Below are 21,281 nucleotides of genomic sequence, written 5' to 3'. Positions count from 1 at the left end.
ATCGCGCCCCGGCCAGTGCTTGGGTACAATTCGACGCTAATTTGATCTCGTATCAGGAACATTTACATGATCGCTTGCCTGCGGCTGTTCTCCGCCCTCTGTCTCGCTGCCCTCCTGGCGGCCTGCGCCAGCTCGCCCTCGTCCAGCCTTGGCGAGCTTCCACGGACCCCGGACGCCAGTATCGAGCAGTTGCTCGAACAGGCCGCCCAAAGCAAAACACCGGAAAAAGCCGCCCTGTTACGCCTCAGCGCCGCAGACCTGGCCTACCGTCAGGGCAATGCCGGCCAGTCCGCACAAATCCTGCAACAGGTGCCGATGGAGCAACTCAAGCCCGGCCAGCAGATTTTCGCCAGCACACTGTCGGCTGAACTGGCGATGACGCGCAACCAGCCCAAGGCCGCGCTGACCGCCCTGAACCATCCAAGCCTGCAACACCTGAGCGAAATGCCGGTGGACCAGCAGGTCCGCACAGGCACTGTCCGCGCCCGCGCCTTGGAGGCTGACGGCCAGACCTTGGCCGCGGCCAAGGAACGCATCTTCATTGCACCGCTACTGGAAAACGACGCTGCGGCGAAAAACCACGAGGCCATCTGGTCTTTGATCGCCTCGTTGCCTACCGACCAACTGCAACCGACCTCCAACGATGACTTGGGTGGCTGGCTGAGCCTGGCGCTGGCGGTGAAAACCGCCGGCACCTTGGAACAACAGCAGGCAGCGATCGATCATTGGCGCGAACAGAACCCCAAGCACCCCGCCGCGCTTCAATTGCCGGCACCGCTGGTCAAGCTCAAGGAGCTGGCGAGCCAGCCGCTGAGCAAGATCGCCCTGCTGTTGCCGCAGAATGGCCAATTGGCCGCCGTCGCAAAGGCTTTGCGTGAAGGCTTCATGGCAGCGCATTACCAGGCCCAGCAGGCCGGGCAAAAGCCGCCGAGCATCCAGTTTTATGACAGTTCCAGCCTGACCTCCATGGACGAGTTTTATCGCAAGGCCCAGGCCGACGGCGTGCAACTGGTCGTCGGACCACTGGAAAAGCCACTGGTCAAACAGATCAGTACCCGCCCGCAATTGCCGATCACTACCCTGGCACTGAACTACAGCGAAGGCGAACAAGGCCCGCCCCAACTGTTCCAGTTCGGCTTGGCTCCTGAAGACGAGGCTCGGGAAGTCTCCCGTCGCGCCCGTGCCGATGGCCTGCACCGTGCCGCTGTGATGGTGCCGAAGGGTGAATGGGGTGACCGCGTATTGAAGGCCTTCAGCCAGGATTGGCAGGGCAACGGCGGCACCATCATCGCTATCGAACGCGTCGATCAGCCCGTGCAACTGGCCCAGCAGATCGCCGACATGTTCCAGCTGCGCCAAAGCGAAGGTCGCGCCAAGAGCCTGCAAAGCGCCGTTGGCACCAATGTCGCGGCCCAGCCTTCGCGTCGCCAGGACATCGAGTTCATTTTCCTGGCATCGACCCCGCAGCAGGCCCAACAGATCAAGCCGACCCTGAACTTCCAGTACGCCGGCGACGTGCCGGTCTACGCGACGTCGTCCGTGTTCAGCGCCAGCGGCGACCAGAACCAGTACAACGACATGAGCGGCATTCGTTTCTGCGAAACCCCTTGGCTGCTCGACGCCAATGACCCGCTGCGCAAGCAGGTTACCGCCCAGTGGCCCCAGGCAGGCGGCAGTTTGGGCCGGCTGTATGCGATGGGTGCCGACGCCTATCGACTGGCGCCACGCCTTGGCCAGCTCAAGACCCTGCCGGACAGCCGCATCGAAGGCCTGTCGGGTAGCCTGGCCGTATCGCCGACCCAGCGCGTACAACGTCAACTGCCATGGGCAGAGTTCGTCAACGGCCAGGTCCAGCGCCTGCCGGACACCCAGCGCTGATGCCTGACCGATCACGCCAGCAAAGCGGACGGGATGCCGAGGGCCTGGCCCTCGCGCACCTCCAACAGCACGGACTGCGGCTGGTGGCGCAGAACTGGCTATGCAAGCGCGGCGAGCTTGATCTGGTCATGCTTGACGGCGATACAGTAGTATTCGTCGAAGTCCGCTACAGAAAAAATACTCAATGGGGTGGCGCGCTCGCCAGTATCGACGAGCGCAAGCGCCAGAAGCTGGTTTTCGCTGCGCAGCACTTCCTGCAACGCGAATCTCGCTGGGCCGATCACCCCTGCCGCTTCGACGTGGTTGCCATCGACAGCAACGCCGACCAGTTGAACTGGCTGCAAAACGCCTTCGACAGTTGAGCGCCCATGCCGAGCCGGACACCGTCACCTAAACTTTTTTGCTCTTTGCTTTGCGCGCCGCACATGTTCGTGCCGATAAGCCGCGCTACTTAAGGTCACACAGATGGACATGCAATCGCGAATTCGCCAGCTTTTTCAGGCCAGTATCGACACCAAGCAACAGGCGATGGACGTACTTGCACCGCACATCGAGCAAGCCAGCCAAGTGATGGTCAATGCCTTGCTCAACGAGGGCAAAATGCTTTCGTGCGGCAACGGCGGCTCAGCCGGCGACGCCCAGCACTTCTCGTCGGAGCTGCTCAACCGTTTCGAACGCGAGCGCCCGAGCCTGCCGGCCATTGCGCTGACCACCGACAGCTCGACGATCACCTCGATCGCCAACGACTACAGCTACAACGAAATATTCTCCAAGCAGATCCGCGCCCTGGGCCAACCCGGTGATGTGTTGCTGGCGATCTCCACCAGCGGCAACTCAGCCAATATTATTCAAGCGATCCAGGCCGCACATGATCGCGAAATGATTGTCGTAGCATTGACCGGTCGCGATGGCGGCGGCATGGCATCACTGCTATTGCCTGAAGACGTCGAGATCCGCGTACCGGCCAATGTCACCGCACGTATTCAGGAAGTCCATCTGCTGGCGATCCATTGTCTTTGCGACTTGATCGACAGCCAACTGTTCGGGAGTGAAGAATGACCCCTAATCGCCTAGGCCTTCTGGCCCTGACCCTGTGCCTCGGTATCAGCGGCTGCACATCGGTGGTTAACGCCAGCCGGGAAAAGCCGATTGAAGACGACCGCGGCACCCGCACCTTCGGCAGCAAGATCGACGACTCCCTGATCGAAACCAAGGTGGGAGTGAACATCGCCAAGGCCGACCCGGACCTGGACAACAACTCGCACATCGTCGTCACCAGCTTCAACGGTGTCGTGCTGCTGGCCGGCCAGACCCCACGCGCCGACCTCAAGGCCAAGGCCGAACAGGAAGCCAGCGCCGTGCAACGGGTCAAGACCGTGCATAACGAGCTGCAAGTCCTGCAACCCTCCTCGCTGCTGGCACGCCAGAACGATGCGTGGCTGACCACCAAGATCAAGACCCAGATGCTCACGGACGCCAGCATTCCCGGCTCGCGCATCAAGGTTGTGACCGAGAATGGCATCGTTTATCTGCTGGGCTTGCTGACCAAGAAAGAAGCCGCTCAGGCGACTAACCTGGTGCAAGGTGTTTCCGGGGTACAGAAGATCGTTAAGTTGTTTGAATACATCGATTAAGGGGTGGTTCGGTTGCGGGCTTTGTGAGACGCAGCTTGTTGGACTACTAAAAAACGGCGCTTCTTCCAGGGTGGGGAGGCGCCGTTTTTTTTGGGCTCGTCTTTTCTGTTATGGGCGGGGGTTCGTGTGTATATCCGTTGCCGCGGTAACGGCCACTGACGGTTCCGCTCTTACAGCGGCTCACTTTTGAGAAGCGCAAAAGTAAGCAAAACGCTCTTGCCCCACCACTCGGCACCTCGCCTAGGCTCGGTGTGCCCTCACTCCGGCATTGCTCCGTGGGCCGCCGCGAAGGGCCATCCATGGCCCAGCGCGGCTATCCCGGCATCCATGCCGGGATGCCCACTGCGCAATACCTGCGTTCGGCCAGCGTGGTTAACGGGGCGCCCAAGATCAAAAACCGGAGCGAGGCGGCCTTAAAGCCGACCTGTCTCTCCGGTCGTACTCCGTTCCAAATGTGAGAGCGGACTTGCTCGCGAAGGCGGTCTGACAGCCGAGCTGCCTCTCCGGCTGCACCTCAATCCAACTGTGGGAGCGAGCTGGCTCGCGATTGCGGTGTGCCAGCCAACGCCGATGGTGCTGACCTGACACCATCGCGAGCAAGCTCGCTCCCACAGAAGACAGAGTGCCTGGCGAAAACTGGCTTGGCCGTTAATGGCTATCGCGGGTCGACGTTATCCAGCACCTGGTTCGCCAGCAGTGAACTCAGCTCGATCAGCTGCTGAATGCCAAGCGCCAAATGACGCCGTGAGCCGTCCAGGTCGAATGCGAGTTCGTTGGCCATGGCGTCCGCCGAGGCCAGGGTTTCGCTGAGATTGGCGAGCAGGCATTCGTTATCGAGGCCTTTCACGACGGTGAATACCTGGCCCGGTTTTGGCGCGTCTTGGGATTTATCCGGCTTTGGCAGCAAGTAGTGATCAAGTACACGTTTCGTGGCTTCGTCTTGCTGCTTGGCTTTGGATTTTTCGGATTGTGCGGTAGAGGCTGCTTCTGGGGGATTCGGAGTTATTTTGTACATTTTTACGTTCCCTTAAGTTAGTAGGCAGCTACCGTCTCGCTACTAAACGAAAGGAGGCAGCTGTGCGCAAGTTAGTAGACCGGTAAGGCAACGGAAACCCGGCGCGCCCTAAGGCGCCATGCGCACAGCCACCATCAAGTGCAGGCGAAGGCCTGACTGATGAGACTCATGCAACCGTTGCAATTACCGGGCTACTAAACCCGACCACTGATGGGCAGTGGCAGGAAGACAATAGAACCCAGGGACAAGGCGCACAAGCGGGCGGATTCTGGCGTAGTTGTAGGCAAAGGCGCAAGGATGTGTGGGGTTATGTGGGCAAAATGGTAAAGTCGAACATTAATCTGAAGGCATACGATGCCCCCTGTGGCGAGGGAGCTTGCTCCCGCTCGGCGGCGTAGCCGTCGTATGGCCGGTTCAGGTGGTTTAGCTGAAGAAATGCGCCACTGATTTGGGGCGGCTTCGCCACCCAGCGGGAGCAAGCTCCCTCGCCACAGGGATAGGTGGCGCAATCCAGGGCTTTGCTCGGCTATGGCATTTGCTTCACTGGGGATACACCCTGAGAGCCAGGTCGGCCGTTAGGCCGCCTCGCTTTTGCTTTGCTTTTGATCTTGGGCGCCCCGTTAACCACAAGGGCCGAACGCAGGCACTGCGCAGTGGGCATCCCGGCATGGATGCCGGGATAGCCGCGCTGGGCCATGGATGGCCCTTCGCGGCGGGCCCACGGAGCAATGCCGGAGTGAGGGCACACCGAGCCTAGGCGAGGTGCCCAGTGGTGGGGCAAAGCGCTTTTGGTTACTTTTGGCTGGTCCGGCTCCCGGCTCTTCCAAAAGTGACCGGCCGTAAGGGCGGAACCCTAAGTAGCCGTTACCGAAGAAACGGATATACACACCAATCCACCAGTGAATACAGCCAAAAAAATGCCCACATCTCACGACACAGGCATTTTCCTCAGCGAACAGCAACAGCGAACAGATCACCCGCTCCGCTACTTCACCACCTTAAGACTAGGCCGACCGCTAGGCCGCGGCGGCTCATCATCCGGTGGCGGCAAATCATCATCCGCCTCAAGCTCATCTTCACCATCCAACGGTGCTTCCAACTCAAACACCATACCCTGGCCATTCTCCCGAGCATAAATCCCCAGGATCGCCGCGATAGGCACGTACAAAGTGTGTGGCACACCACCGAAGCGCCCTTCGAAACTGACCGCGTCGTTGTCCATGTGCAGATGACGCACGGCAGCCGGCGAAACGTTCAGGACAATCTGCCCATCATTGGCAAAACCCTGCGGCACCTGCACCGACGGATACTCGGCATTGACCAGCATATGCGGGGTGCAATCGTTGTCCACAATCCACTCGTAGAGCGCGCGGACCAGATAAGGTCGACTGGAGTTCATAGCGGCTCCCTAAGCCTTTAGCGCATGTCGCGTTCGACGCCAGACAGACTCGCCTGGAAAGCCTCACGCGCAAATTGGCGCTCCATATAATCAAGCAGCGGCTTGGCGGGCCGCGGCAGTTCGATACCCAGAATCGGCAAACGCCAGAGTATGGGCAATAGGCAGCAATCCACCAGACTTTGTTCCTCACTGAGGAAAAACGGCTTGTCGACGAACAGCGGCGACACGCCAGTCAGGCTTTCACGCAGCTCTTTGCGCGCCACGACTCGCGCGGGCTCCTTGGTCCGGGAATCCAGGATCAGGTCAACCAACCCGCACCAGTCACGCTGGATGCGATGAATCAGCAAACGACTATTGGCACGCGCGACAGGGTACACCGGCAGTAAAGGTGGATGCGGATAACGCTCATCCAGATATTCCATCACCACGGTCGACTCCCACAACGCCAGGTCGCGATCGACCAGGGTGGGCAGACTGCCGTAAGGGTTCACCTCGATCAGCTTCGGCGGCTGACGACCCGCCTCAACGTAAATGATCTCGGCGCTGACACCCTTCTCTGCAAGTACGATACGTACCCGGTGGGAATAGTGGTCGGCGGGGTCGGAGTAACAGGCCAACCGATTGGTCACGCCCATGGCGATCCTCCTCGCTTGTTGAAATTATCGAAAAACGGAAAAACGAGCGCGCCCAGAGGACGTCTCTCGTAACACCTGGCTGGCCAGGCTCGTTACACCTTCAGAGACGCCCTTGGGCGCGCACGATTAACAGCAACGGCTTGCAGCTTACAGCGTTATCAATGCACGTCTTTCCAGTATTCACGCTTGAGCAGGTAAGCGAATACGAAGAAGAACGCCAGGTACAGCAATACATAAGTACCGATGCGCTGGTGCTCCAGCTTCACCGGGTTGGCCGAGTAGGCCAGGAAAGTCACCAGGTTCTTGACCTTCTCGTCGAACTGCTCCGGTGTCAGGCTGCCGGTGTTCGGCAATATGGTCAACTGATCGCAGGCTTCGTGGGTCAAAGCGGTGCCGGTCAGCGGATCGAATTGCTTCTTGCCGTGCTCGACAATCTGGACCTGCTTGCAGCCTACCACCTGGCGACCCTGCAGGCCGACCAGGACGTTAGGCATGCCGACGTTCGGGAAGACCTTGTTGTTCACGCCCCATGGACGCGCAGGATCTTCATAGAACGAACGCAGGTAACCGTAGAGCCAATCGGTGCCGCGCACCCGTGCCACCAGGGTCAGGTCCGGCGGCGCAGCGCCGAACCAGGTCTTGGCGTCTGCAGGCTGCATGCCGATGGTCATATGGTCGCCCAGCTTGGCGCCGGTGAATACCAGCTTCTCCAGCATCAGCTCGTGCGGGATGCCCAGGTCGTCAGCCACGCGCTCATAGCGCTGGAATTTGGCACTGTGGCAACCCATGCAGTAGTTGGCGAACGTACGGGCGCCGTCCTGCATGGCCGCTTTATCGGAAACGTCGATGTCGACTTTTTCCAGCTCTGGACCACCGTGTTCGGCCGCGAAGGACAGTACAGGCATGGCAGCAAGAATCAGTACAGCAAATAGCTTTTTCATCAGCCAGTCACCCTTTCCGGAACCGGTTTTGTCTTCTCGAGCCTGGTGTAGAACGGCATCAGAATGAAGTAGGCGAAGTACAGGAAGGTGCAAACCTGCGACAGCAACGTACGCTCCGGTGTCGGTGCCAGTACCCCTAGCACGCCCAGGATCACGAACGAGATGCAGAACACCACGAGCCAGATCTTGCTCAGCCAGCCTTTGTAGCGCATCGACTTGACGGGGCTGCGGTCCAGCCACGGCAGGACGAAGAGCACGGCGATGGCCGCACCCATGGCGATGACGCCCATCAGCTTGTCCGGGATAGCTCGCAAAATCGCGTAGAACGGCGTGAAGTACCAGACCGGGGCAATGTGCTCAGGAGTCTTGAATGCGTTCGCCTGTTCGAAGTTCGGCTTCTCGAGGAAATAACCGCCCATCTCCGGGAAGAAAAACACGATGGAACAGAAGATGAACAGGAAGACCACCACGCCGACGATGTCTTTCACGGTGTAGTACGGGTGGAAGGCAATGCCATCCAGCGGTACGCCGTTCTCGTCCTTGTGTTTCTTGATGTCCACGCCATCCGGGTTGTTCGAGCCGACTTCGTGCAGCGCCAGGATGTGCAGCACCACCAGGCCGAGAATCACGATCGGCAGGGCTACCACGTGCAGGGCAAAGAAGCGGTTCAGGGTGATGCCCGAGATCAGGTAGTCACCACGGATCCATTGGGTCAGGTCGTTCCCAATGACCGGGATCGCACCGAACAGCGAGATGATCACCTGGGCACCCCAGTAGGACATCTGGCCCCACGGCAGCAGGTAGCCCATGAAGGCTTCAGCCATCAGCGCCAGGTAGATCAGCATGCCGAAAACCCACACCAGCTCGCGAGGCTTCTGGTACGAACCGTAGAGCAGGCCACGGAACATGTGCAGATAGACCACGATGAAGAACGCCGAGGCGCCGGTGGAGTGCAGCAGACGCAGGATCGAGCCGTACTCGACATCACGCATGATGTATTCGACGGAAGCAAAAGCTTCTTCAGCCGACGGGGTGTAGCTCATGGTCAGCCAGACACCGGTGACGATCTGGTTGACCAGAACGAGCAGTGCGAGGGAACCGAAGAAATAAAAGAAGTTGAAGTTTCTTGGAGCGTAATACTTGCTGAGATGGTCTTCCCACATCTTGGTCGCGGGAAAGCGCGCATCAACCCAATCCATGAATTTGCTCATCACGCTTTCTCCGTATCGACGCCGATGACAATGACGTCGTCGGTCTCATAGGAATGCGGGGGAACTGGCAGGTTCAGAGGTGCAGGTTGCGACTTGTAGACGCGACCAGCCAGGTCATAGTGGGAGCCGTGGCAAGGGCAGAAATAGCCACCGACCCAATCCTTGCCCAGATCGGCAGGGGCCACTTCAGGACGGAACGTTGGCGAGCAACCCAGGTGCGTGCAGATGCCGATCAGCAGCAGGATTTCCGGCTTGATCGAGCGCGTCTCAGGATTGACATATTCCGGTTGAGTCGAGTTCTTGGAGGAAGGGTCGGACAACTGGCCCTCGATCTTTTTCAGATTCCCCAGGATTTCCTCTGTACGGCGGACGATGAACACCGGCTGGCCGCGCCACTCAGCAATCATCTGCTGGCCTGGCTCGATCTTGCTGACATTCACTTTCACCGGTGCACCTGCGGCTTTCGCCTTGGCACTGGGAAACCATGACCCCACGAACGGGACCGCAGCCCCCACCGCTCCTGCAGCACCCACCACGGATGTGGCTGCTACCAGGAAGCGACGCCGGCCTGCATTCACGCCGTCATTGCTCATTCAGTCCTCTCCCATCAGCTTTGTGGCCTGTTAGATCAGGCGTCTACTAAGTAAAAATCTGAACTTATAAAAATTTTGCCGAATGGTAATGAAAACCCCCAATTCTGACAAGGTAATTACCAAGCGGCCAAACCGCTAAGCCTTGTAGTATAGGGGCTCTATGAATGTGGCAAGTTGTCACAGAGCAATTCTTTCACGCATAAAAAAACGCCCAGCTCCGTGAGGAACTGGGCGCCTTTTGAAAGCGGAAGCGAAATTAACGCTTCGAGTACTGCGGACGCTTACGCGCTTTACGCAGACCGACTTTCTTACGTTCAACTTCACGAGCATCGCGAGTTACGAAACCGGCTTTGCGCAGGGCGCCGCGCAGGGTTTCGTCGTAATCCATCAGGGCGCGAGTGATGCCGTGGCGGATTGCGCCAGCTTGACCACTTACACCACCACCGATAACAGTGACGTAGATGTCGAATTTTTCGACGGTCTCGGTCAGTTCCAGCGGCTGACGAACTACCATGCGGGCAGTTTCGCGACCGAAGAAGTTATCCAGGGTGCGGTTGTTGATGGAGATGTTACCAGTGCCCGGACGCAGGAAAACGCGTGCGGTTGCAGTCTTGCGACGGCCAGTGCCGTAATTTTGAGTCGCCGACATAATGAACTATTCCGTTAAAACTTCAGTTCTTGGGGCTGCTGAGCAGTATGAGGGTGAGCAGCGCCCGCATAGACTTTCAGCTTACGATACATGTCGCGACCCAGTGGGTTTTTAGGCAGCATGCCTTTAACCGCGGTCTCGAGCACGCGCTCAGGGGCTTTGGCGATCAGCTTTTCGAAGTTGATCGACTTGATGCCGCCAGGAAAACCGGAGTGGGAGTAGTACATTTTGTCAGTGGTTTTAGCGCCAGTAACACGTACTTGCTCAGCGTTGATCACGACGATGTAGTCACCGGTGTCAACGTGAGGGGTGTACTCAGGCTTGTGCTTGCCACGCAGACGGCTCGCGATTTCGGTGGCCAGACGACCCAGGGTCTGACCAGCAGCGTCGACGACAAACCAGTCGCGCTTTACTGTTTCCGGTTTAGCAGTAAAAGTTTTCATTCTTTATAGCCTCAGGGGCCGCCCTGTAAATTAGACGGCGGATCTTACTGAATAGTGCGTACTTTGACAAGTCAAAGGCAGCCGGATACAGACGCTTTCGGGGGCTCGGGTCGGCGCGTCCGTTCAACGGCAAGATTCTTCGGCGGCGGCGCATCACTTCCACTGCAGAAAGAGGTGCGCAATTATGCAGATTGCGAAAAATATTTCAACCTGCTTTTATGATTGTTTTGCCCAAGGAGTCCCCGATGGATTATCGCCAGCTAGGCCGTACCGATCTGAACGTGAGTGCCCTGTGCCTCGGCACCATGACCTGGGGTGAGCAGAACAGCGAGGCCGAGGCGTTCGCCCAGATCGAACGCGCCAAGGGTGCCGGCATCAATTTCATCGACACCGCCGAGATGTACCCGGTGCCGCCGAAGGCCGAGACCTACGCCACCACCGAGCGTTATATCGGCAATTATTTCAAGAGCCGCGGTGACCGTGCCGACTGGATCCTGGCAAGCAAGATCGCCGGCCCGGGCAACACCATCGACTACATCCGCGACAAGAATCTCAAGCACAACCGCCGCCACATCGTCGAAGCGGTGGATGCCAGCCTCAAGCGCCTGCAGACCGACTGGATCGACCTTTACCAATTGCACTGGCCGGAACGCAGCACCAACTTCTTCGGCCAACTGGGCTACAAGCACAACGCCGAGGAATCGTTCACCCCACTGGAAGAAACCCTCGAAGCCCTGGACGAACAAGTCCGCGCCGGCAAGATCCGCCACATCGGCATATCCAACGAAACGCCGTGGGGCACCATGAAGTTCCTGGCCTTGGCCGAAGCCCGCGGCTGGCCTCGCGCGGTGTCGATCCAGAATCCGTACAACCTGCTCAACCGCAGCTTTGAAGTCGGCCTTTCGGAGATTGCCATTCGCGAACAGTGCGGCCTGCTGGCTTATTCGCCCCTGGCGTTCGGCTTCCTGTCGGGCAAATACGAAAACGGCGCACGACCGGCCAAGGGCCGCCTGACGCTCTACAGCCGTTTCGCGCGCTACTTCAATCCGCAATCGGAAGCGGCGTGCAGCCGTTATGTGGCGCTGGCCCGCGAACATGGTCTGGACCCAGCCCAGATGGCCCTGGCGTTCGTCACCCAGCAGCCGTTCGTGACCAGCAACATCATCGGCGCCACCACGCTGGAACAACTGGACAGCAACATAGCCAGCTTCGACCTGAAGCTATCGGATGAAGTGCTGGCGGGGATCGAGGCGATTCACAAGGATCACCCAAACCCTGCTCCTTGATCGCCAGGTAAAAAGTCTTCGCGAGCAAGCCCGCTCCCACATTTAACCAAGTTCTCCTGAAAGAATGCGGTCGAATGTGGGAGCGGGCTTGCTCGCGAAGGCGGCCTGACAGTCACCGCATAATCAAAGCGACCGCGCAATAATCTCCTTCATGATCTCGTTAGTCCCCGCATAGATCCGCTGCACCCGCGCATCCGCCCACGCCCGGGCAATCGGGTATTCCCACATGAAACCGTAGCCGCCATGCAACTGCACGCACTCGTCGAGCACCTTGCATTGCAGGTCGGTGCCCCAGTACTTGGCCATCGCCGCCGTCGGCACGTCGAGCTTGCCTTGCAGGTGCAACTCCAGGCAGCGGTCGACAAAAACCCGGCCTATCTGGATCTCGGTGGCCATCTCCGCCAGCTTGAAACGAGTGTTCTGGAAGTCCGCGATGGACTTTCCGAACGCCTTGCGATCACGGGTGTAGTCCAAGGTCCATTGCAACGCCGCCTCAGCCGAGGCCAAGCCGCCAATGGCAACCGTCAGGCGTTCCTGGGGCAGCTCCTGCATCAAATAGGCGAAGCCCATGCCGGCTTGTCCGAGGAGGTTTTCCTTCGGCACACGGACATCTTGGAAGAACAATTCCGACGTGTCCTGGGCCTTCATTCCGACCTTTTCCAGGCGCTTGCCCTTTTCGAAGCCTGGCGTGCCCGCCTCCACCAGGAACAGGCTGGTGCCCTTGGCGCCGGCCTTCGGATCGGTCTTGGCGACCACGATCACCAGGTCAGCCAGGAAGCCATTGGTGATGAACGTCTTCGAACCGTTGATAACGTACTCGTCACCCTCCAGCACCGCCGTGGTCTTTACGCCCTGCAGGTCGGAGCCAGCCCCCGGCTCAGTCATGGCGATGGCCGTGACCATTTCACCCGATACCAGTTTCGGCAGGTATTTGTGTTTCAGCGCTTCGCTGCCGTAATGCAGGATGTACGGCGCAACGATGTCGGAATGCAGCGAAAAGCCAATCCCGGTCAGCCCCAGGCGCCCGATCTCCTCGATCACCACGGTGCTGTAGAGGAAGTCGGCATCCAGTCCACCGTAGGCCTCAGGAATATGGGAGCACAACATCCCCGCCGCCCCCGCCTTGTTCCACAGCTGACGGTCCACATGCCCCTGTTTTTCCCATTGGCTGTGGTACGGCACCGCTTCTTTTTCGAGGAAGGTTCGTACGCTGTCACGAAACAATTCGTGCTCGGGGGTGAACAGTGTTCTCGGGATCATGGCGCACCTTTCGTGAGGGTTGGGCGTTGTTATCCGACAAAGCCTAAGCCTGCGGCGTGCGACAGGACACTGGACACATCCGACAAAAAATAAGACGATCCAGCCGTCGAATGACCACTTTCCCCTATAAAAATAAAGATCACTTATGCCCTCTATTCACGCCACCTCGCCCTTGCGGCGCGTCAGCATCCTGGCAGTCGACCGGGTCTTCGCCTCTACCCTCATGCAAGCCAAGGATTTTTTCCACCTGGCCAGCCTGCGCTACGGCAAACAACTGGGCCACGGCCTGACGCCGGCATTCGAAACCCGGCTGGTCAGCCCCGACGGCAAGCCGGTGAACAGCTTCAGCGATGTGATCATGCCGGTGGACAGCGGCCTGGAAAATACCGATGTCATCATCCTTCCAGCCTTCTGGGATGACTTCGCCTCCCTGTGCCAACGGTATCCCCAAGTCCTGCCCTGGCTGCGCGACCAGCACGCCCGCGGCGCCGTACTCTGCGGCGAAGCCACCGGGGTGTTCTGGCTGGCCGAGGCCGGGTTGCTCGATGGTAAGGAAGCCACCACCTATTGGCGCTTCTTCAACGCCTTCAAGGAACGCTTCCCCCAGGTTCACCTGAACCAGGACAAGCACCTGACCGACGCCGACAACCTGTTCTGTGCCGGCGGCACCACCTCGGCCTGCGACCTGTACATCTACCTGATTGAACGCTTCTGCGGCGCCAACGTGGCCCAGGCCGTAGCGCGGGACATTCTGTACGAAGTCCAGCGCAGCTATTCACCCGGGAGGATCGGTTTCGGGGGGCAAAAACTGCATCAGGACGTGATCATCCTGCAGATTCAGCACTGGCTCGAAGAACACTTCGCCGACAAGTTCCGCTTCGAAGACGTCGCCCGGGAACACGGCATGAGCATCCGCAACTTCATGCGCCGCTTCCAGACCGCCACCGGCGACAAACCGTTGCACTACCTGCAACGGCTACGGATCGAAACCGCCAAGGGCCTGCTGTCCGGCAGCCGCAAGAGCATCAAGACCATCAGCTATGAAGTCGGCTACGACGACGCGAGCTTCTTCGCACGACTGTTCCGGCAACATACCGACCTGTCGCCGAACCAGTATCGGCAGCAGTTTCAACAGGCAGCCTGAACCGAGGATTGAATACAACCCAATGTGGGAGCGGGCTTGCTCGCGAAGGCGGCGGCTCAGCTTGCGTCTATGTTGAATAGACTGACCCCTTCGCGAGCAAGCCCGCTCCCACAGGGTTTGCAGTAAACGACTGATCTCGAGGGCACAAAAAAGGCCTGCAATCGCAGGCCTTTTTTGTTTTCCGAATCGCCCTACGGCTTATGCGCCCGTGACAGGAATTCGTGGGATTGCATTTCCAGCAGACGACTCAGCGTGCGCTGGAACTCGAAAGTCAGGCGACCGCCGGTGTAGAGGTCCTTGAGTTCGACTTCGGCCGAAATGATCAGCTTCACGTTACGGTCGTAGAACTCGTCGACCATGTTGATGAAGCGGCGGGCGATGTCGTCGGTGGTGACGCTCATCTGCTCGACGCCACTGATCAACACGGCGTGGAAGATCTTGCCCAGTTCGATGTAGTCGTTCTGGCTGCGAGGGCCGTCGCACAATTCGCGGAAATCGAACCAGGCGACGTCGTCACAGGTGCGAATCGCACGGATCTCGCGGTTCTCGATGATCAATACATCATTGTCGACAGCCTGGGTGCATTCCGGCGTCAGGGCGCGGAAGCTCTTGCGCAGGCTCTCTTCGGCGGCGGCGTCCAGGGGGAAGTGAAACAGCTCCGCTTGTTCGAGGTGGCGCAGGCGATAGTCGACGCCGCTGTCGACGTTGACGATTTCGGTGTGTTCCTTGATCAGTGCGATGGCCGGCAGGAAGCGCGCCCGTTGCAGACCGTCCTTGTAGAGACCGTCCGGCACGATGTTGGAAGTGGCGACCAGCGTCACGCCGTTCTTGAACAGCTCTTCCATCAAAGTACCGAGGATCATCGCATCGGTGATGTCGGACACGAAAAACTCATCGAAGCAGATCACCCGTGTTTCGTCGGAGAAACGCTTGGCGATGATGGTCAGCGGGTTCTTCTCGCCGCCCAGGGTCTTCATCTCTTCGTGCACACGCTTCATGAAGCGGTGGAAGTGCGTCCGAGTCTTTTCCTTGAACGGCAGCGCCTCGAAGAATGTGTCCACCAGGTAGGTCTTGCCACGGCCGACGCCGCCCCAGAAATACAGGCCCTTGACCGGGGTCTGGTCTTTTTTGCCGAACAGTTTGCCCAACAAGCCCGGCTTGTTGTTCGAGGCGGCGACCAGATCGTCGTACAGGCGCTGCAAATGCCGCACGGCCGTTTCCTGGGCTGCGTCGTGGAAGAATTCCGGGCGTTTCAGATCAGCTTGATATCGTTCTAGGGGCGTCATATTCGTTAGCAAGGCAACAAAAACGGGCCGTCACTGTAGCGACGGCCCAAGGGAATGGCAATCGGCCCTTACTCGAGCCGATGGTCGGATAACGCGCTGAATCAGTCCTGGGCAGGCGTCAGGGCGACGCGCAACGCCTCGATGGCGGCATCCCGGGCGGCACTGTCGGCGAAAGCCGGGCTGTCTGCCACGCATGCATCATCGAGCCAAACGCTGAAACCCAGCTCGTCGCTGCGCACATCCAGTGGCTGGCCGGCCTGCAATTGCTTGGTGACCTGGCCGGCAGTCTTGCCATCGGCAAAGTTGCGCGACAACAACAGTTGCTCGCCATCGGCCGCCAGCAGACGGAAGCGGAAACTGCCGTCGTCTTCGCGAAAGCTCACGAAGCGCGCCGCCTTGGCGGCTTTCTTCTTGGTGCTGGCCGCCACCTGGACCTGGCTGACAAACGAGCGCAGGCCAACGGCTTCGCGCAGCTCGTTGAGGAACGGCGTCGCCACGGCCCGGGCTTTTTTCGCGCCCAGTTGCAGGATGTCTTCGAGGTCCGACGGACGCTCGATGAACTGGTGATAACGCTCGCGTGCTTCACCCAGCTCGCTGTCGAGCAACTGGAACAGGCGATTCTTGGCTTCGCCCCAACCCAGGCCTTGCAGCAGTTCGCTACGGAATTCGGCGGACTGGGCCGCAGTGGCGAAGGCCTGGAACAAGGTGAAGAGGTGCGAGTTGTCCGGATCCTTGGCTTCGCCCGGGGCGCGGGAATCGGTGACGATCCGCGAGATCGCGTCCTTCATGTCCTTGGCGCTGCTGAACAAGGGGATGGTGTTGTCGTAGCTCTTGGACATCTTGCGGCCATCGAGGCCCGGCAGCGTGGCGACGCTCTCTTCGATCAGCGCCTCGGGCATGGTGAAGAACTCCTTGCCCTGGCCGAACAAGTGGTTGAAACGCTGGCCGATGTCGCGGGCCATTTCCACGTGCTGGATCTGGTCGCGACCGACCGGCACCTTGTGGGCGTTGAACATCAGAATGTCGGCCGCCATCAGCACCGGATAGCTGTAGAGGCCCATGGTGATGCCGGCGTCCGGGTCTTCGCCGGTCTCGACGTTCTTGTCCACCGAGGCCTTGTAGGCATGGGCACGATTGAGCAGCCCCTTGGCGGCGACGCAGGTCAGCAGCCAGGTCAGTTCCGGGATCTCGGGGATATCGGACTGGCGATAAAAGGTTACGCGGTCCACGTCCAGGCCACCGGCCAGCCAGGTGGCGGCGATTTCCAGGCGTGAACGCTGGATGCGCAGCGGGTCATCGCACTTGATCAGGGCGTGGTAGTCGGCCAGGAAGTAGAACGAATCGGCATTGCTGTCGCGGCTGGCGAGGATCGCCGGACGGATGGCGCCGGCATAGTTGCCCAGGTGTGGGGTGCCGGTGGTGGTGATGCCGGTCAGGATACGGGTACGCGTCGTCATGGGTTATCGCTTTCAGACTGCTGTCAATTCGAGAGGCGCGGCAGGATCAGATCCTTGAGATCGGTCAGCTTGCCATGAAAAAAGTGTCCGCATTCTGCCACTTTCAGCAGCTCATGGGGACGTTGCAGCGCGTCTGACCATTCGTAGACAAGCTGGGGATCGACGACTTCGTCGTTTTCCGGCTGGATCACGGTCAACTCACCGTTCATCGGCAAGGGCGATTGCTCGTCCAGGCGCATCACCGCCGGGGCCACCATGAACAGGTGCCTGGGCGACTGACCTTGGGCTTGCAGGCGTCCGCCGAGGCTGGCGGCGACAAATCCGCCGAAGGAAAAGCCAAGCAGGGTCAGGGGCAGCTGCGGGTATTTTGCCTGCAACCATTGGGCGGCCGCCTGGGCGTCGTCCACTTCGCCGGTGCCCATGTCATGGCTGCCGGCACTGGCGCCGACGCCGCGATAATTGAAACGCAACGTAACCAGGCCAGCATCACGGGCGGTGCGTTGCAGGGTCGAGACCACTTTGTTGAGCATGGTCCCGCCCTGTACCGGGTTCGGGTGGCAGATCAGCGCCAGGCCACGGGGGGCCTCGCTGTCCAGGTACAAGGCTTCCAGTTGGCCGACGGGGCCATCGATGACTACAGGGGTTTCGCGCATAAGCAAGGGAAAGAACTCCGTGACCCCGAATAGGGTCGACTCGTCTAGCTAAAAGTCTGTGCCTGGCATGATTGCGATGTTCTTCGCGGTATACAGCGCAGGTCCGAGCCGTTAACGTAAAGCAAAGCCGTTTATAGAGGAAGGACTCGTGGAACACTCGCTCTTAGTTTGGTTGTTGCCGACTCTTGCCCTGGTTGCCGGTGTCGCCATTGGATTCCTGCTTGCCCGATTGCTGCCCAACGCGGTGCCCAACAGCACCCAACGTCAGCTGGACGACATCCAGGAACGTTTCGACAGTTACCAGAATGAAGTGGTCACCCATTTCAACAGCACCGCTTCTCTGGTGAAGAAACTCACCCAGAGCTACCAGGAAGTCCAAGATCATTTGTCCGAAGGCGCCAATCGTCTGGCCTTGGATGAGCAGACTCGCCAACGTCTGCTGGCCGCCCTGCAAGCCGATGCGACACAGACTCCACGGGAACGCCTGACCCCACCAAAAGGGATCCAGGAACCGCCGCGGGACTACGCCCCAAAGGCCCCCAATTCGCCCGGCATGCTCGATGAGCATTACGGTTTGAAGAAGTAATTTACGCGCGACACCAAAAAGCCCGCCCGATCAGAGATCGGGCGGGCTTTTTTTTAGCCCAAGAAAATCCCCTGTGGGAGATTGGTCGTGGTGAACACAAATCCTGCAACTACTGACAATCTGCTGTGGGAGCGGGCTTGCTCGCGAAGGCGGTGGTACATCTAACATCATAGGTTCAGGCAGACCGTTTTCGCGAGCAAGCCCGCTCCCACACTGGATCCCAGATATTCAAAAATTTCGCGCTCACCACAAATCTCAAGCCAACACCTCACCCGCCACCTGATCGATGGCCCCTTTGGTGATATCGACGATCAGGTCCGCATCTTCGCGAGTCAGGATCAGCGGCGGGGCGAAGCCCAGGATGTCGCCGTGGGGCATGGCGCGGGCGATCATGCCGCGCTCCAGGCAGGCGGCCGAGACTTTCGGGCCGACCTTCAATGCCGGATCGAAAGCCGTGCGTTGCTCACGGTCGGCCATGAATTCCACCGCCGCCAGCATGCCATCACCGCGCACCTCTCCCACCAGCGGATGGCCCTCGAGGGTTTCACGCAGGCGGCGATTCAGATAACCACCGACGTCCTCGGCATTGGCCGTGAGGTTTTCCCGTTCGAGAATATCGAGGTTGGCCAACGCCGCCGCCGCGCAGATCGGATGTCCGGAATAGGTCCAGCCATGGCCCATGGCACCTTCGGCCTGGGAAGCCTTTTCAATCACGCTCCAGACTTTTTCGCCGATGATCACTGCCGACAACGGTGCATAGGCGCTGGTCAGGCCTTTGGCGGTGGTGATCAGGTCCGGCTTCATGCCGTAGCGCTGGCTGCCCATTTTCGAGCCGAGGCGGCCGAAGGCGCAGACCACTTCATCGGCGATCAGCAGCACGTCATATTTTTTCAGCACGACCTGGATCGCATCCCAATAGCCGGCAGGCGGGACAATGATGCCGCCGGTGCCCATCAGCGGTTCGCCGATGAACGCCGCCACTGTGTCGGGACCTTCGGCGAGGATCATTTTTTCCAGCTCATCGGCGCAATAACGCACGAACGTCGCTTCGTCCATGCCCGCCGGGGCCTTGCGATACCAGTGAGGACACACGGTGTGCTTGACCCCTTCCACCGGCAGGTCGAAATGCTGATGAAAGGCCGCGAGCCCGGTCAGACTGCCGGTCATGATGCCCGAGCCATGATAGCCACGGTCGCGGGAGATGATTTTCTTCTTCAGTGGCCGCCCCAGCACGTTGTTGTAATAGCGCACCAACTTGACCTGGGTTTCGTTGGCGTCGGAGCCGGACAAACCGTAATAGACCTTTTTCATGCCCTCAGGCGCCCAGTCCATGATGCGGCTGGACAGCTCGATGATCGCCTCGCTCGAGTGACCGACGTAGGTGTGGTAGTAGGCCAACTCCTTGGCCTGCTTGTAGATGGCATCGGCCACTTCGGTGCGGCCATAGCCGATGTTCACGCAGTAGAGGCCGGCGAACGCGTCGATGAAGTCACGGCCCTCATGGTCACGAATGCGGATGCCCGACGCGCTCTTGATGATCCGCCCCTTGAGCGCACCGCTGGCGTGATCATGGGCGTGGGTGGACGGGTGCATGAAATGCGCACGGTCTTGTTCGAACAGTGTGTTGAGTTCTTGGCTCATGCGGGCTCTCCTGGGAACTGGCCTTGGTGGTGCAGGCAAAAGTATTTGGTTTCGACGAAGGGCTCGAAGCCCTCATTGCCACCCTCACGGCCGAGGCCCGAGGCTTTCATGCCACCGAAGGGGATCGGATGGCCGGTGAACTTGACGCCGTTGACCGCGACCATGGCGTGGTCGAGACGGCGGATCAGCGGGTAGATGACGTCCAGGCGGTTCGAGCAAATATAGGCCGCCAGGCCGTATTCGGTGTCGTTGGCCATGTCGATGGCTTCGTCCAAGGTGTCGAACGGCATTACCCCGGCGATGGGTGCGAAGTTTTCTTCGCAGTAGATGCGCATTTGCGGCGTGACATCAGCCAGCACCGTCGGCTGGTAGAACAACCCGCCCAAGGCATGGGCCTCGCCACCAACAAGACGTTGCGCGCCAAGGGCCAGCGCGTCGGCAACCCGGTCGGCGGTCACGTCGAACGCGGCCTGATGCATCAACGGGCCGACGTCCACGTCTTGCTCCTGTTGATCGACCATCGCAGGGCCGACACGCAAGGCCCGCACCGCCGCGGCAAAACGCGAGAGAAACGCCTGGTACACCGGACGCTGCACCATGATCCGGTTGGCCGCGCAGCAATCCTGGCCCGAGGTCTGGAATTTCGCCTCCACCGCGACTTTGACCGCCAGCGTCAGGTCCGCATCGGAGCAAACAATGAACGGCGCGTTGCCGCCCAGCTCCAGGGCGACTTTCTTCACGTCATGGGCGGCGGCTTGCAGCACCAGTTTGCCGACCCGGGTTGACCCGGTGAAACTCACCGAGCGTACGCGGCGATCCTTGACCAGGCTTTCCATGGTCATCTGCGGCTCGCCCAGTACGACGTTGAACACCCCGGCGGGAAACCCAGCTTCCTCGGCCAATTGCGCCAGGGCCAGGGCCGAGTACGGGGTTTCGTGGGCCGGTTTGATCACCACGGTGCACCCGGCAGCCAGGGCAGCGGCGGCCTTGCGGGTAATCATCGCCGACGGGAAATTCCATGGCGTCAGCAACGCGCAGACCCCCACCGGTTCCTTGACCGTGCCCAGATGTGCATTGGGAATGTGGCTGGGGATGTTTTGCCCGTACAGGCGCCGGGCCTCTTCGGCGAACCATGGAATGAAACTCGCGGCATAGGCGATTTCGCCCCGGGACTCGGCCAACGACTTGCCCTGTTCCAGGCTGAGAATGCGCGCCAAGTCTTCGCGGTGTTCGAGCATCAACGCCGCCCAGCGCCGCAGGATCGCGCCGCGGGCGTCCAGGCTCTGCTCGCGCCACGCCGTGAACGCGCGGTGGGCCGCGTCCACCGCCGCGATAATCTGCGGTTGGTCGAGCATCGGCACATGGCCGATCACCGTGCGCGTGGCCGGGTTATGCACGGCGATACTGTGGCCGCTGTCGCTGTGGACCCAATGGCCATCGATATAACAAAGCGCCTTGAACAGCAGCGGGTGTTGGTAAGTCATGACGTTCACTCCAGAGCGTGTGCGTGAATCCATGCTAGGGCAGCGGCGCTTGGGTAATCGGGCGTTTGCCGTGGGTCAAACCCTGG

21 protein-coding genes are annotated in these 21,281 nt (G+C 59.7%); 7 read left to right on the top strand and 14 right to left on the bottom strand.

Going from position 1 to position 21,281, the window contains the following annotated elements; genetic code table 11:
• Nucleotides 1-66: 66 nt before the first annotated feature.
• The 4 genes from PFLQ2_RS23000 (at nucleotide 67) to PFLQ2_RS23015 (ending at nucleotide 3,512) form a co-directional block, all read left to right on the top strand.
• Nucleotides 67-1,878 carry a penicillin-binding protein activator gene (locus tag PFLQ2_RS23000; protein ID WP_003178206.1) on the top strand — a complete coding sequence of 604 codons (1,812 nt, stop codon included), beginning with the start codon at nucleotides 67-69 and terminating at the stop codon, nucleotides 1,876-1,878.
• On the top strand, nucleotides 1,878-2,240 hold the full coding sequence (locus PFLQ2_RS23005) for a YraN family protein (protein ID WP_003178204.1): 363 nt from the start codon (nucleotides 1,878-1,880) through the stop codon (nucleotides 2,238-2,240). Before PFLQ2_RS23000 ends, PFLQ2_RS23005 begins: the two co-directional genes overlap by 1 nt.
• A 103-nt stretch (nucleotides 2,241-2,343) precedes the next feature.
• A complete protein-coding gene (locus PFLQ2_RS23010) occupies nucleotides 2,344-2,937 on the top strand; it encodes a phosphoheptose isomerase (protein ID WP_007904374.1) in 594 nt (197 codons plus the stop codon).
• On the top strand, nucleotides 2,934-3,512 hold the full coding sequence (locus tag PFLQ2_RS23015; protein WP_003178201.1) for a BON domain-containing protein: 579 nt from the start codon (nucleotides 2,934-2,936) through the stop codon (nucleotides 3,510-3,512). The genes PFLQ2_RS23010 and PFLQ2_RS23015 overlap by 4 nt, the downstream gene beginning before the upstream one ends.
• Nucleotides 3,513-4,167: 655 nt before the next feature.
• On the opposite strand, the gene PFLQ2_RS23020 is transcribed toward PFLQ2_RS23015, so the two are convergent.
• The 8 genes from PFLQ2_RS23020 to rplM all read right to left on the bottom strand — a co-directional run bounded on the left by PFLQ2_RS23020 (nucleotide 4,168) and on the right by rplM (nucleotide 10,398).
• Nucleotides 4,168-4,527 carry a DUF6124 family protein gene (locus PFLQ2_RS23020; protein WP_003178199.1) on the bottom strand — a complete coding sequence of 120 codons (360 nt, stop codon included), beginning with the start codon at nucleotides 4,525-4,527 and terminating at the stop codon, nucleotides 4,168-4,170.
• A 985-nt stretch (nucleotides 4,528-5,512) separates the two neighbouring features.
• Nucleotides 5,513-5,926, bottom strand: coding sequence for a ClpXP protease specificity-enhancing factor (locus tag PFLQ2_RS23025; RefSeq protein WP_003178197.1), 414 nt, complete (start codon nucleotides 5,924-5,926; stop codon nucleotides 5,513-5,515).
• Between the two features lie 17 nt (nucleotides 5,927-5,943).
• On the bottom strand, nucleotides 5,944-6,561 hold the full coding sequence (locus PFLQ2_RS23030; protein ID WP_003178195.1) for a glutathione S-transferase N-terminal domain-containing protein: 618 nt from the start codon (nucleotides 6,559-6,561) through the stop codon (nucleotides 5,944-5,946).
• Between the two features lie 158 nt (nucleotides 6,562-6,719).
• On the bottom strand, nucleotides 6,720-7,502 hold the full coding sequence (locus tag PFLQ2_RS23035; protein WP_003178193.1) for a cytochrome c1: 783 nt from the start codon (nucleotides 7,500-7,502) through the stop codon (nucleotides 6,720-6,722).
• A complete protein-coding gene (locus PFLQ2_RS23040) occupies nucleotides 7,502-8,713 on the bottom strand; it encodes a cytochrome b (RefSeq protein ID WP_003178191.1) in 1,212 nt (403 codons plus the stop codon). Before PFLQ2_RS23040 ends, PFLQ2_RS23035 begins: the two co-directional genes overlap by 1 nt.
• Nucleotides 8,713-9,306 (bottom strand): ubiquinol-cytochrome c reductase iron-sulfur subunit, encoded by a 594-nt coding sequence (gene petA, locus PFLQ2_RS23045; protein ID WP_003178190.1) that lies wholly within the window; start codon nucleotides 9,304-9,306, stop codon nucleotides 8,713-8,715. Before petA ends, PFLQ2_RS23040 begins: the two co-directional genes overlap by 1 nt.
• Nucleotides 9,307-9,562: 256 nt before the next feature.
• Entirely contained in the window at nucleotides 9,563-9,955 is a 393-nt protein-coding gene (gene rpsI / locus PFLQ2_RS23050) for a 30S ribosomal protein S9 (RefSeq protein ID WP_003178188.1), read from the bottom strand.
• Between the two features lie 14 nt (nucleotides 9,956-9,969).
• On the bottom strand, nucleotides 9,970-10,398 hold the full coding sequence (gene rplM, locus PFLQ2_RS23055) for a 50S ribosomal protein L13 (RefSeq protein ID WP_003178186.1): 429 nt from the start codon (nucleotides 10,396-10,398) through the stop codon (nucleotides 9,970-9,972).
• 245 nt (nucleotides 10,399-10,643) lie between these two features.
• Here rplM and PFLQ2_RS23060 point away from each other — a divergent pair, with 245 nt between their 5' ends.
• Nucleotides 10,644-11,684, top strand: coding sequence for an NADP(H)-dependent aldo-keto reductase (locus PFLQ2_RS23060; protein ID WP_003178185.1), 1,041 nt, complete (start codon nucleotides 10,644-10,646; stop codon nucleotides 11,682-11,684).
• Between the two features lie 123 nt (nucleotides 11,685-11,807).
• On the opposite strand, the gene PFLQ2_RS23065 is transcribed toward PFLQ2_RS23060, so the two are convergent.
• Complete coding sequence (locus PFLQ2_RS23065; protein ID WP_003178183.1) at nucleotides 11,808-12,944, bottom strand: acyl-CoA dehydrogenase family protein; 1,137 nt, start codon at nucleotides 12,942-12,944, stop codon at nucleotides 11,808-11,810.
• A gap of 247 nt (nucleotides 12,945-13,191) precedes the next feature.
• Here PFLQ2_RS23065 and PFLQ2_RS23070 point away from each other — a divergent pair, with 247 nt between their 5' ends.
• Complete coding sequence (locus PFLQ2_RS23070; RefSeq protein WP_172680580.1) at nucleotides 13,192-14,088, top strand: GlxA family transcriptional regulator; 897 nt, start codon at nucleotides 13,192-13,194, stop codon at nucleotides 14,086-14,088.
• Between the two features lie 191 nt (nucleotides 14,089-14,279).
• Here the strand turns inward: PFLQ2_RS23070 and zapE are convergent, their stop codons facing one another.
• The 3 genes from zapE to PFLQ2_RS23085 form a co-directional block, all read right to left on the bottom strand.
• Nucleotides 14,280-15,374: a cell division protein ZapE gene (gene zapE, locus PFLQ2_RS23075; RefSeq protein WP_003178179.1), complete on the bottom strand. Its 1,095-nt coding sequence runs from the start codon at nucleotides 15,372-15,374 to the stop codon at nucleotides 14,280-14,282.
• Nucleotides 15,375-15,475: 101 nt separating this feature from the next.
• The gene (locus PFLQ2_RS23080) at nucleotides 15,476-16,831 is read right to left on the bottom strand and encodes a tryptophan--tRNA ligase (RefSeq protein ID WP_003178176.1); all 1,356 of its coding nucleotides are present in this window, start codon (nucleotides 16,829-16,831) and stop codon (nucleotides 15,476-15,478) included.
• A gap of 23 nt (nucleotides 16,832-16,854) precedes the next feature.
• Entirely contained in the window at nucleotides 16,855-17,484 is a 630-nt protein-coding gene (locus PFLQ2_RS23085; protein ID WP_003178174.1) for an alpha/beta hydrolase, read from the bottom strand.
• Between the two features lie 148 nt (nucleotides 17,485-17,632).
• Here PFLQ2_RS23085 and PFLQ2_RS23090 point away from each other — a divergent pair, with 148 nt between their 5' ends.
• The gene (locus tag PFLQ2_RS23090) at nucleotides 17,633-18,070 is read left to right on the top strand and encodes a YhcB family protein (RefSeq protein WP_003178172.1); all 438 of its coding nucleotides are present in this window, start codon (nucleotides 17,633-17,635) and stop codon (nucleotides 18,068-18,070) included.
• 255 nt (nucleotides 18,071-18,325) lie between these two features.
• Here PFLQ2_RS23090 and PFLQ2_RS23095 read toward each other — a convergent pair whose 3' ends face one another.
• Nucleotides 18,326-19,711, bottom strand: a complete 1,386-nt coding sequence (locus PFLQ2_RS23095; protein WP_003178170.1) for an aspartate aminotransferase family protein — start codon at nucleotides 19,709-19,711, stop codon at nucleotides 18,326-18,328.
• A complete protein-coding gene (locus tag PFLQ2_RS23100; RefSeq protein ID WP_003178168.1) occupies nucleotides 19,708-21,195 on the bottom strand; it encodes an NAD-dependent succinate-semialdehyde dehydrogenase in 1,488 nt (495 codons plus the stop codon). The genes PFLQ2_RS23095 and PFLQ2_RS23100 overlap by 4 nt, the downstream gene beginning before the upstream one ends.
• Nucleotides 21,196-21,281: the final 86 nt, after the last annotated feature.

The sequence above is a fragment of the Pseudomonas fluorescens Q2-87 genome, from assembly GCF_000281895.1.
GTDB lineage: Bacteria > Pseudomonadota > Gammaproteobacteria > Pseudomonadales > Pseudomonadaceae > Aquipseudomonas > Aquipseudomonas fluorescens_S.
Note: the sequence above shows the minus strand (reverse complement) of the source record. Positions and strands in the feature narration are given on the sequence as shown.